This is a genomic window from Fibrobacter succinogenes (assembly GCF_902779965.1).
Lineage (GTDB): Bacteria > Fibrobacterota > Fibrobacteria > Fibrobacterales > Fibrobacteraceae > Fibrobacter > Fibrobacter succinogenes_F.
This window is the reverse complement of record NZ_CACZDK010000047.1, coordinates 21,703-33,941: the sequence shown is the minus strand read 5'-3', so window position 1 is coordinate 33,941 and position 12,239 is coordinate 21,703. Positions and strand designations below refer to the sequence as shown.

Genomic DNA, 12,239 nt, shown 5'->3' with positions numbered 1-12,239 from the left:
GCCCTTGGCCTTCGGGCACTGCACGCCGTAAGCGTAAACGTGGCTCATCACGTCGTGACGGCGGCGCTTTTCTTCTTCTTCGGCGACTTCGAAGTTGATGTCCTTCTCGTGGGCCTTCAGTTCGTCCACCTGCTCCTGCGTAATCGGGAGGCCGAGTTCCATTTCGGATTCGGCGAGGTAAATCCACAGCTTGCGCCAAGTCTGGAACTTGTACTGCGGGCTGAAGATGAAACTCATTTCCTTGGAAGCATAGCGCTTGATGAGCGGGCTTTCGAATTGATCACGCATGATTTATCCTTTTTTAAGTTTTACAAGACCAAATGTAGAAAAAGGAAACTCTTTTTTACAATTAAAACTTTTTATAATGAATAATATTTGCATACGAGAACATTCGATACGTTTTGAACAATCAATCTATTTATTATCGCTTCAAATTCGCCAAACTTTCAAAGGGAAGCAAATCTGCGTCATTGGTGTCGGAGCAAATGTCGCTGTATATGTTTCTGCAATTGGCGCAGATGCAGTGAAAGTTTTGACGAACGGTCTACATCATTGTAGCGTCATATTTTGACACAGTATTTTTTTCAAAAAAATTATTGATTATCAAATCAACTTGATATTTTAATGATTAAATAATTACGCATCAAGCTGACTGCGAAGCACAACGATGTCTTCTAGGGAATCGAACGTGCACAGTATTACGGAATCTTAAACTGTAGAATTTCCTCGGCGGTCAATTTATCAACAGTTTTCCCGACACGCCTTGCGTATCTTCCCAGTTCCAGCAAGTTCAGTTTGCCTTTAGGAGGGTTTTTGTACGGATTAGGAGGAGCCATATACTCTTCCATGGAATCCGCCAAAATGACGGCCGGTTTCCTAATTCCATTCATACGTATAGACCTCCAAGAGTTTCCGTGCCGCATCTCCATCAAGAAAAAATTGATAGGGATGCAAAGCGCCTAAATAGGTCGCCCCTAGAACTTCAATATAGTGATTTAAGAGCGTTTTGTTAAGGGCAAAACCATGTACTGTCCCCTCGTACCCCCATTGCATGGATTTTTCAACTGTTATGGCGAAAAGATGGCCCCCAACGCCACTATATTTTTGCCTGCCATAAGCATGTTTATTATTGTGCGGAGCCGTACAAGCCCAATGCAAATAGGCGGCTTTTACATCCACGTCATTTTTCACCCCAACAAGCCCCTGAATTTCATTATTTTCCTTCAACGCAAGGGCGAAAACATCCACTTCTTTTGGAATTTTAATCCAATTTATTCCCCATGACCTATCGCAAATGCTATTCAATAAATAATGGTTCCTATCCCCCGGCTCGGAAGCCGGGGTAAAAGGCATGAAAGGCTTCGCCAAGTATCAAAGGCTCCAGGATGACAGATTCAGCGTTGTCATTCTGGAGCCTCGAAGAGGCGATAGAATCCATAATCTTCATTCCAGCACGGCAGACGCGTTCCTTGCCGATTTCACAGATGTTGCATATAACCCGCTTCAAAAAAAGCTTTACCTGCATTATCCTTTTTAGGCTGCAAAATATCAGAACATTTTCGCCGCCTCTTCCGAGTTACTAGCTTTTGATTGCACCACAAATTCCTGCAATATCATGTCCGCCAAGTCATCAGGAATAAACACATACTCCATTTTGCTTAATGTCGCCATCTGTCTTGCATATTCTTCTTTTGCTCGTGTTGACGGGTGACTTATGAGATTGCGGCCTTTGATTTCTACGATGTAGAATTTTCCTGCATTATCCTCAACAAGAAAATCAGGAAAGTACGAACGAAGCGAATGGGATTCTGGATCTATGTAATGCACGTAGAAATTGGATTGGCCGTTAGTAAGCATTCCCGTGAACCAGATATGCTTAATTTCGTTATTGTTAAAGAGATTCCTGTCAAAGAACTGTCGCTCAGAATTTGAGTCAAAGCCATATCCCGACAAATCAAAGCTTTTCTTGTTGCCATCCATCTGATTGAACGCATTATACCTGGCACTCACATCGGACACAAACTTGTCATCGCTAAAGCGCATAGTGTAATATGCGGAACCTTCATCAGGACCATTCTTTGGAGGATCCTTGACTATATACTTTATGACTTCCTTAGGCTCGCCAGCTTCATATTTGACATTGTAAAGTTGACTGAAAAGTTTTGGAATGACGAAGTCGTAGAGAATTTCATTTGCATAATTCACCTTTTCCAGAATCTTGTTTATTCCATCCGTAGAATAATCCAGCAACTCGCGAATTTCGCAAGGTGAAAAAAGAATACCAGAAGACTCGTGCTGCGTCAGGTAAAGTGATATTTCCGCAACTAGGCTATACGGCGTAAATGTGCGGTCAACAGAACTACGTATTTCTTTTCGGATTGCCGCCGAATCAATATTACGAAGTGTATGAGAGCCTTCTGTTTTTCGCCACAAGTCAAAATTAAATGTTTCGTCAAAAATGGTGTATTCACCGACCTGCTTAGGTTCAACCTTGAATGTAGAAACCTGTTCCATCATCTTGACGGGAACCTTCTTGCGCACATAAATCCGGCGTTCTTTTTTTGTATCCGTATTTTTGTGCGTCAGGTCGTTAACAGTCATCCTGAAGTTACTTTGCAATTCATTTTGCAAAATGACGAGATTTTCAGAAGAAAGAAATACGATGCCATGCTGCTGTTGTTCCGTTATGGAACGCAAACAACGCATTGTAGCCTGCAATACAAAGATGGTGCTCTTGGGTTCACGATATAAGGCGACAGAAAACAAGGAACGACAATTCCAGCCTTCTTTTCCTTTGCCCACCAACAAAATGAATTGTTTTTGAGATTCAGTGGTATCAAGCAGCTTAAATTCTCGCAAATCATCACTTTTGGTTACCTTGTCGTCACCCACATTGACCAAGATGGAATCCAGCGAAATATCGTGCTTTATAAGAGCCTTCTCTACGGCGGGTTTCAAGTCATTGGTCAATTCTTCGATGGTATTTGCAAAAATAGCCATCTTCGGGAGCATCCCTTCGTATCTTTTGAATACTCCTTTTTGATTTACATGTTGCTGAACAAATTCATCAATAGATTTATCAATGAAAGTGCCGCTTTTCACATTGTCAAAATCCTTGACATCCACTTCCTTTAAGTAACGGTTATCGATTGCTTCACGGAGCCCATATTCATAGACCACTTCAGGCATCAATTGGTTATCGACATAAGGAGTTCCCGTAAAGTTATAGCAAGCCACCACCTTAGATCCAGAACGTTCAAGTTCCTTGGCCAAGTTGTCAATGGTAAGCCTCAGGCTCGTTTCCTTGCTGCGATCAAGCATATCGCTCTTGAGCGACTTGCCGAAAGCATGGTGAGCCTCATCCACATAGATTCCAAGTTGCGGAAGTCGCGTAATTTTTACATAACGCTGGTTTGCAGTCAATTCCGTTTCATCAAGTTGATATAAATCTGCGTTAGGATTGTTCTCCATAGCAGATTCCCAGCTTTCCTTAAACAACTGAATGCTTGCAGAATCTTCCTTGTGCTTCTTTTTAAGGATGATTTTTTGACTTGTCGAAATAATCACGTTGAAATCGGAACCATCCATCGTCGAGAGGCTAATGCCATCGTCTTCCAAGAAATGAAACTTGAGAATCGTGTCAAGGGTATTGGCATATTCCGGTGAGAAAATTTTTGACTTGTCAAAAGTGAGAATTTCCTTGAGCGACTGCAACACAGTTGTGTCAGGAGCAAGGACAAGAACATTATGGCAGTAGCGCAAGTCCTTCGGACGTTTCTTCGCTAGTAGAAATTCGTAGAATATGCAAAGAGCCATCAGGATGGTCTTGCCCGTTCCCATCGTAAGCGAGAAAATATAGTTGGAATAAGTCTGCCTCAGATTTTGTAATTGAGTAATAGCAGGTTCGATGATTTTAGCATCTTCGATTTTTCTCATTTCCTCCTGTTCTGCAAAAAGGTCCGTCGAAATGGATTCCAACAGCTGAGTATCTTTGACGCAAAACTTTCCCTTGTTATGCCGCCAATCATTGAACAAATCAAATAGCTTCGGGTTGTCCAAGTATTCCTTCAGAAATACATAGATTTCAAAGGCTTCATATTGCGGCTTACGAAGAAACGCACCTGGATTCTCCGGATTGGCATGCGAAAGGATTCGCTTGGTTAGCGGGTCATATTCACTCTTGATTTCAGCCTTGTGGACAGAATAGAAATTCCACAAGTACTTGTAGAAAGGAAGTTCTACGATATTTTTCTTTGCCATATCACCCTCTACGCCTCAAAAGAGCCTTCCCAACTTTCACTAAGCAAGTCCGTGATCTTTACGTGGATTGTTCCGGCATCCTTGGGAATTTCATAGACCCCCTTGACCATATCATTCTTGGCGGGAATATCCGTAATGCTCGGACTGAATGTAGCCCCATCGTAATTCCAATCAATCATCACAGAATCCACCAATTCTTTCCAGTCAGAAACGTCCTCGCATTGGATAGAAAGTTTCTGCAACAGATTCATAGGATAGAAATCGGTAATGGATAGATTATTGCCGCTAATTTTAATGCGGGCGTCGGAATCACGCTTAAATGTCAAATCTTTCTTGTCGCGAAGAATATCCACGATTTCAAGATCCACCTTGAAACCGAGTTTCTGCATTTCTTCAATGAACATGGCCTTGAGATTAGGGTCATGGCCCATGCAGACGAAGGTAATTTTTTCAATGGGCTTATTCGGTGTTTCTGCTTGGCGACGGGTCCAGTCACCGATATCAATATTGTTTACGATTTTAGAGAATTCAGCGGCTGTCGCGATACGATTGATTCCGAGAATTGCAACCATGCGGCCATCCAATTCGGCATCCCAGAGGTCGTTTTCCGGCAAGGCCTGCATCCCGAGCGCCTCAATGATAAGGCGTTTTGCCTCCAATTCATTGCGGAAGAAATCGTAATCGTTTACGTTATAGACCTCGAAACCAGTGTAGCATTTTCGAGTTGTGTCGGATTCAATATCATGAGCACGAGCGATAAGGCGTTTTGTCGACGTTTGAATCGCCCCCAAATTAATGTCCGCACCAATGAAACGGCGCCCCAACTTCATAGCGACAGCTTGTGTTGTGCCACTCCCCATAAAGCAGTCAAAGACAATATCACTGGGATTGGAGGAAGCCTTAATGATGCGTTCAAGGAGTGCTTCCGGCTTTTGAGTGGGGTAGCCTAAATCTTCTGAACTTTGGGAATGCATTATCATTTCATTAGAAGCCCAAATATCCCCAGCAAAAACTCCTTCTGTTTCATACCTGACCAATCTTGGCATATTTCCTGATGTAAACTGAATCATCCCATTTTTTATTCCCTCATCAATTCTTTGCTGAGACCAAATCCAATGCTTTCCTACAGGTGGTTCTAACCATCCATATTTTCCTCCAAAATATTTTTTTGAACCCTGACCTGCCTGAGTAAAATTATCAAGCACATATCTTTTCTTTGTTTTTTCATCTATTAAAGGAAATCTTTTTTTTGTAACTTCCTCATCCCGCTCCTCATAAATCGTATTAAAAACGGTATTGTCCGATTTTGAGAAATAAATGATAGTGTCATGAATATTACCAAATTGTCCACTTTGGGCCTTTCTTGAAAGAGTTTTTTGCCAGATTATTTCATTTCTAAAATGCTCCAACCCGAATATTTCATTCATTACACTACGTATAAAACTATTTCTGTGCCAGTCGCAATGCAGATAAATACTTCCTGTATCACTTAGCAATTCCTTACAGAGAATTAATCTTTCATACATAAATTGGAGATATTCATCATTCGTCCAGATGTCGCCATACTGTTTTTCTTCAAAATTGCTAGAATCGCTTTCAGCCTTTTTCCCACGCAAAGCAATCGTCTTCTTGTAATCAGCCTTTGAATCAAACGGCGGGTCGATGTAGATCAAATTTACTTTACCACGGTATTCCTTGAGCAGGTGGCTCATCACCTGCAAATTGTCACCCCAATAGAGTTTGTTCATCCAACCATCTTCGGCAGGTTCTCCATAGGATTCCTTCAACTGCGCTGGGTAATAGGCTGTTCCAGTAAAGGGACGCTTGCCCGCCCAACGGAGTTCCGGGAAGCCTTTGATGGGTTCCAATTCGAACTTGAACGTATCATTTTCGTTTGTCATAATCTTTCCCTTTAACAATGGTTGTTGCAATAGTGTCTAAAGTCGCATTCCGAGCATTTCTTGGGGTCGCGCTCGTGAGTGCGGGTAAAATCCTTGCGTTCAATTTTCTGCACCACATCGGCAACTTCCTTCATAGTGTTTTCTATTGAGCTACGGCTGTAATCGTACGTCACGTATGGCGAGCCATCCTTTGTTCCTGTGTAGAACAGATGCATCTTGCTTACTGGCTTACCATATTTTTCTTCAACAATGTGTGCGTAAATTTCAAGTTGCCGCTTGTAACGATTCAGTTTTTCACGGTCTTTGGCGTTATTGACATCAGGCTTCACATCCGTCTTGAAATCAAGGATTTCCAATGTTTCACCGGAACCCTGAATCAGGTCAATACGACCTTCCAGAATGTAATCTTCCTTAAGCAATGTCAAGGGGACTTCGGCTTCTTTCACCTTCGCCCAATCGCGACTTGCATAGTCCACATAATTTTCAACATGGTTCAAAATGGAATCCAAAGAAGACTGGCGTAAATAAACGCCCAACTCCTTGGAAATCTGGCGGTAGTTATCTTGCAGCCATTCACGCATATTTTCGGATGTCACATTTTGGACATTCCCTGCCAACACCTGTCTGTGAACATCTTCAATGGTCTCATGCACCAAGGTTCCGAACAAGATTGCATTAGTACGCACGGGACTAAATTCAACTTCCCTAAAGAACTTGTATTGCGTCGGGCAGTTTTCGTAGAGAAGCACGTGACTGGTAAACGAATACTGATGTTTGACATTGCTCGGCTTGACCAAATCAAGTGATATGTCCGGTGTTCCCGCTGCAAAAAGCCTCGTAAAATCAGGGACACTCTCATAAACATGGGCGAAGTATTTTGAAGGACTTCTGAATTCGCCTCTTTCACGCCCAGAACTATTATCAATGCCGGTCAACACAAGTAAATTTTGCGCCCTGCTGAAAGCCGTATAGTAAAGTCTCCAAAAATCAAAGAACTTAGTGCGCTCTAAAGGTTCCCACGGATCTTTCCCGTGATAGTATTTGGCAATTTCAACATCAAGTTCATCGTAATTTTTACGAGGGCGTGAGTCCAGCGAATCAACACAAGTCACCGGGAATTCAAGCCCCTTGCTCTGGTGGATTGTCATGATACACACACAACCCGACGGTGTCACCATGTCAAAGTCTTCAAATTCAGCAATCCCGCCATCGTGCAGGAACTTGAAATACTCGTTAAACAAACGGCGAATTTCCTGCGTTCGTTTTTTTTCGTCGGCATAGATGCCCGTGATACCATTCATGCTTTCAAAGCGGGCAAGCAGCTGGCTAAACAAACCCAAATTATAGAGAGGACGCAAGTCTTTTACACCGCTATCAAGCTCCATATCCAAGAAATCAGCGAATAGCGGGAACTGCAGCATTTCGTAGAATAGATTCGCAAAGGAGTAGTCCGTATTTCTTGTCGCCTTGGCGATTTCCTTCGCCTTGGTAACAGCCCAAACTTGTAATTCTCTATGCGTTTGGGGCATTTTCCTTAACTCATTTGCGAAAACATCTAGGCATAAATCGTAATATGCCCAAATTCCTTCCATGAACTTTGCATTGCTTCCATCATCCAAATACGTCTCTTCACATTTTGGGAAAAGGAATAGCAAGGCTCCGATAGCAAGCTGTATTTCTTTTCTATTGAAGAACTGTCCCGATCTTGGTGAAAACACAGGGATGTCGTGTTTTTCCAAATAATTTGTTAAAGCGACAATCTTTTCATTCTTTACGGAATAAGCGAGCAGCGCGACTTGGTTATAATCAGTTAATGAGCCCTTGAGTTCAAGATTATGTATAAAATTGTAGAAGTTGCGGCACCATTCATCGACATTCTGCCCCATACATTTGACAACGCCTGTGTATGGAGAATTCTTTCGATTCTGCTTGCCAGCACACTTAACCACCTTATTGTGACGAAACTCGCCCCACTCGCCATCATACGGACGTTCCATCCATTTGTTGTAGAAATCGATGATGTCTGGGTGAGAACGATAATTCTTATCCAGCTCGACCTTTTTACACTTGCTTCTGAAAAGGCCCGGGAATTTGTCTCGAAAACGCAAAATATTTTCGACAGTCGCGCCGCGGAAACGGTAAAGGGCCTGGTCATCATCGCCAACCACGCAAATGCGATTATCGGGAGCCGCCATTTTCAAGAGAATCTGTTCCTGAATTCGATTCGTATCCTGATATTCATCCACCATGATGTAATGGATTTTCTTTCGGATATCCTTGAGCACATCTTGATTATCAAGGAGTTCCCACATTTTAGTTTGAATCAACGAAAAATCCAGCGCATTCTCTTCAAACAAAATTTTGCGATATACTGAAACTAGTTGTGCTAAAGCCAGAAGACGATTCGATTCCTTGCTTTGAGCAAGTTTTTCTAAATCCAGATTTTCCTCGGCAACCTTGTTTACCAGGTAGCAAATCTTTTTCGCAGATTTCCAACCATATGCAGATTCACTTTCAAGAATTTCAGCCAGTCCTTCAACCTGATTGAATTTCGAAGCATTCCGGTAAACAAGGTATTGTTGTTCAAAATCGTCAAGAACACGGTATCCACGGCGAAGTTCCGTGTATTCGCGATATTCTTCCAAAAAGTCTAGGAACAACGAATGTAATGTCCCTACTCGGATTTCGGAAATATTTTTTTGGATCTTATAATTGGCGGAAACTGTTGAGATGCGTGAAAGTAATTCTTTGGCCGCCTTCTCAGTAAAAGTACCAATCAAAATATTTTCGGGGGAGACATTCAAATCGTAAATCAGATGGCATACTCGATCCACCAAAGTCTTGGTTTTGCCTGCGCCAGGGCCAGCAATAACCAAAAGCGGAGATTCCGTCGTGCGAATCACCTGCAACTGTTCTTCGTTGCTTTTTACGCCAAATGTTCCACCCATCTATCCAATCGCCCTTTGCACAATCCGTAGCAAAGCGATAAAAGCCGACGGCGTCAGACAAATTACGCAAAACCACAAAATGCACTTTGCGCTCTTGTTCAATGAATTTACAGATAGAACTATTTGTTCTTGAACTGGCGATTTTCTTTGGAAAAAGAAAGGACGCAGGTCGCTGCAATTTATCACGCTGAGGCTCTGCATTGCCCATAACCGATAAATGCAAACGACCCACGCCCCAAAGCGGGCGACAGAAAACACAGCAAGTTTCGTATAGATAGCTTCGCCTTCGGTTCGCAATGACACTCGGAACGAATCCGTGATGCCATGCGAAAGGCTCGCAATGACACGATGAACGTTGCTGTTCTTGTCGAAATACGCCTAAACGAGCCGCATTGCTACGGTTCGAAAATCGCATTTACGTGAGCGTTCGCCTTGTCCTCGGTTATTTGAAATTTGCAGATTTCAGCGTGAGAACAAGAGCTAATAAACTCTTCAAACGAGTGTTGCAGAAACAGGTTCCTGTTCGGAAGCCGGAATGGCATAAAAGACAACCGCCAACCGAACCCAAAAATTTCTGCAATACCCTATGTCAAAGCGTAATATAAGAAAAAAATGCAAACGATAGATTGCAAAAAAACAAAAAAATGCGTAAAACGACCAAATAAGATTTCAGCCTTACTTCGGCAAGCTCTGTGGCCTTGGGTCTCAAATTTTTAAAGTTCAACCCAAACTCCCTTGAAAAAATCCAAATTTTTGCAAAAAGTCGTTCGAAAAAATCCGCTATACCGATTAACGTTTAGATTGAACAAACGATAGCAGGAATCATGCGGAAACCGCCTTTATAAACCATAATTCACCCCCTACCTATCATATTTCACCGCAATCCTCCCCTGCGGCTTTCGGTAAGCTTCGGGGATTTCGTCTCCCAGGCTTTTCAAGAACTTTACCATGGCATCGCTGTCGGTCATGACCTTGTCTGCAATTATTTCACTTTTGCGAAGGGCTGTAATTTCGCGCCCCATGTACGCGACGTAAGAGGATAAACCAACGATGTAAAGCGCATCCTCGTCAATAGCGACAAAACCATTGCCAGTCTCGACCTGCACATTTTCAACACGTACTCGCGTAGCATCGTCGCTTTGCATTTTTTCAACGACAATTGTATAACGCAGTCCCGAAACTTGCAAGAATCCACCGGATTCCTCAGGCAAACGCGAAGCACCTTGTGCAAGCGCCTCCTTAATTTGGCGGCCCGTCACACGAATCAAGCACATATCATTTGCAAAAGGCATCACATCCAAAACATCTTGGTATTTCACAGGCCCCGAAGGAATAGTCTTGCGAACTCCGCCGCCATTCACCATTCCAATTTGAGCCCCCACAGAAAAACGCATGGCATCAGCAGCAAGGTCTCCCAAGTTCGTTTCGCCCTTGCGAACTAAACGCTTCCCGTCATCTCCATCAATCGTCAATTCAAATTTCGTATTCGAGACAACTTTCTGCAAATCGGCGGCAGTCAAAGCAAGCAAGCTATCGTGAACGGCAGCAACTTTACGGTTCACCGCAACGACGCCATCCATCGGAATCAACCGAGAATGAAATTTTCCATCATGAGTGATGTCGAGGATTCCGACATTCTGGAATTTCGTTCCCGTCTGTGACACAAGAACACTGTCCCCATTTAAATTTACAGCAAACTCTTCGCCAACAACGCTATGAGAATGTCCATCTAGCACAGCGTCAACGCCTGTCGTATTTCGAACAACATCAATAGACGTTACAGGCGGAAAAATGCCTAAGTGCGAAAGGAGAATCACATAATCCGCACCTGCTTTACGCGCATCATTCACCGCCATCTGCACGAGATTGAAAATTTTCTCCGCAGGGATATCGTACAAAGTTTCTAACGAATCATCCGTGAACGCGTAAGACTCGCCCACTAAGGTTTGCGGAGTCAACACGCCAACGAACGCAATTTTCTTGGAGCCTACCTGCTTTAAAACATAAGGCTTGAACAGCGGAATCGAAGTTTCTTTTTGAACAAGGTTTGCACAAACAATTGCGGCGTTCAGCGAATCCGATAGTTCCATCAAGCGTGGAATTTTATAATCAAATTCATGATTCCCAAGCGTCACAACATCGTAGCCGACAGCATTCATCATGGATACTACATAGCCACCACGCGAAAAGCTCCCCATCGCACCGCCCTGCAAAAAATCGCCGGACGAAACCGTCAAGACATCAGCCGTATCCGCAATCGCATCACGAAGGCCCGCAAATTTTTTATATCCCTCCATACTGCAATGAACATCGTTTTCATAAACAACAACGATGCTTCGCGGAGAAGGTAAAATGTTTTCGTCAACTTGAACTTGTTGTTTCTTTTCAGAACAAGAAAACAACAGCAAGACACACAAAAGAAGAATATACTTTTGCAGAAAGGCCTCTTATGTTATATACAATAATTACATTTCTTCGGCAAACTCGTTCATCGACTTGCGCAAGTCATGACGCGGAGAAGGCAAACCATCCACAGGATCTGCGTAACCCACATCCAAAAGGCAAGCAAGCTTGATGTTTTCGGGGAATCCGAATTCATGTTCAATGTGAGCTGCGCTGAATCCGCGAGCCCAAAGCGTTGCAAGTCCGAGATCGGTCGCCTGCATCATCATCGATGTCGCGACAATACTAGAATCCATGATGCCACTCTTGAAATCATCCATGTAATTTGTCGGAGTGTAAACCTTCGTATCGTCATAGCAAACCATAATCACAACGGGAGCATTGTAGGCCATACGGGTAAGACCACGAATTTTCTTGAGGGAATCGGGCGATTCCAACACTTTGACAATCACCGGCTGGCCATTTACAGCCGTTGGCGAAAGGCGTCCGGCCTCAAGCACCACCATAAGTTTTTCGGGTTCTACAGCACGATCTGCAAATGCACGGCAGCTGTAGCGATTTTTGACTAATTCAGCAAATTCCATATAGGGCTCCTATTAAAAATTTATAACAAAAAAATATATTCTGAATATAAAAAACGTACTCTAACAGAAGCGTAAATTCACGCATATTCTCGCCAAAACAGGCTAAATTTTGACGCCTCCGGCGTCAGTGGCTGCAGCTCGAA

General features: G+C 43.1%; 8 protein-coding genes and 1 pseudogene. All 9 read right to left on the bottom strand.

Annotated features, from left to right (window positions below):
• Window positions 1-288 (bottom strand): annotated as a pseudogene (locus tag HUF13_RS15975) (adenylosuccinate lyase); the annotation flags it as partial.
• Window positions 289-698: 410 nt separating this feature from the next.
• Complete coding sequence (locus HUF13_RS15970) at window positions 699-890, bottom strand: hypothetical protein (protein WP_173387364.1); 192 nt, start codon at window positions 888-890, stop codon at window positions 699-701.
• Window positions 877-1,305, bottom strand: a complete 429-nt coding sequence (locus HUF13_RS15965; RefSeq protein ID WP_304039314.1) for a hypothetical protein — start codon at window positions 1,303-1,305, stop codon at window positions 877-879. Before HUF13_RS15965 ends, HUF13_RS15970 begins: the two co-directional genes overlap by 14 nt.
• A gap of 13 nt (window positions 1,306-1,318) precedes the next feature.
• Window positions 1,319-1,525: a hypothetical protein gene (locus tag HUF13_RS15960; RefSeq protein ID WP_173476042.1), complete on the bottom strand. Its 207-nt coding sequence runs from the start codon at window positions 1,523-1,525 to the stop codon at window positions 1,319-1,321.
• A gap of 23 nt (window positions 1,526-1,548) precedes the next feature.
• Window positions 1,549-4,260, bottom strand: coding sequence for a DEAD/DEAH box helicase (locus HUF13_RS15955; RefSeq protein ID WP_173476041.1), 2,712 nt, complete (start codon window positions 4,258-4,260; stop codon window positions 1,549-1,551).
• An 8-nt stretch (window positions 4,261-4,268) separates the two neighbouring features.
• Window positions 4,269-6,161, bottom strand: a complete 1,893-nt coding sequence (locus tag HUF13_RS15950) for a site-specific DNA-methyltransferase (protein WP_173476040.1) — start codon at window positions 6,159-6,161, stop codon at window positions 4,269-4,271.
• A gap of 11 nt (window positions 6,162-6,172) precedes the next feature.
• Window positions 6,173-9,109 carry an ATP-dependent DNA helicase gene (locus HUF13_RS15945; protein ID WP_173476039.1) on the bottom strand — a complete coding sequence of 979 codons (2,937 nt, stop codon included), beginning with the start codon at window positions 9,107-9,109 and terminating at the stop codon, window positions 6,173-6,175.
• A gap of 860 nt (window positions 9,110-9,969) precedes the next feature.
• Complete coding sequence (locus HUF13_RS15940; protein WP_304039312.1) at window positions 9,970-11,511, bottom strand: bifunctional UDP-sugar hydrolase/5'-nucleotidase; 1,542 nt, start codon at window positions 11,509-11,511, stop codon at window positions 9,970-9,972.
• A 63-nt stretch (window positions 11,512-11,574) separates the two neighbouring features.
• The gene (locus HUF13_RS15935) at window positions 11,575-12,096 is read right to left on the bottom strand and encodes a nitroreductase family protein (protein ID WP_173476038.1); all 522 of its coding nucleotides are present in this window, start codon (window positions 12,094-12,096) and stop codon (window positions 11,575-11,577) included.
• Between the last annotated feature and the right edge of the window lie 143 nt (window positions 12,097-12,239).

Coding starts and splice junctions, on each gene's coding strand:
- HUF13_RS15970 (WP_173387364.1), bottom strand. CDS start 890: ATGAATGGAATTAGGAAACCGGCCGTCATTTTGGCGGATTCCATGGAA.
- HUF13_RS15960 (WP_173476042.1), bottom strand. CDS start 1,525: ATGCAGGTAAAGCTTTTTTTGAAGCGGGTTATATGCAACATCTGTGAA.
- HUF13_RS15955 (WP_173476041.1), bottom strand. CDS start 4,260: ATGGCAAAGAAAAATATCGTAGAACTTCCTTTCTACAAGTACTTGTGG.
- HUF13_RS15950 (WP_173476040.1), bottom strand. CDS start 6,161: ATGACAAACGAAAATGATACGTTCAAGTTCGAATTGGAACCCATCAAA.
- HUF13_RS15945 (WP_173476039.1), bottom strand. CDS start 9,109: ATGGGTGGAACATTTGGCGTAAAAAGCAACGAAGAACAGTTGCAGGTG.
- HUF13_RS15935 (WP_173476038.1), bottom strand. CDS start 12,096: ATGGAATTTGCTGAATTAGTCAAAAATCGCTACAGCTGCCGTGCATTT.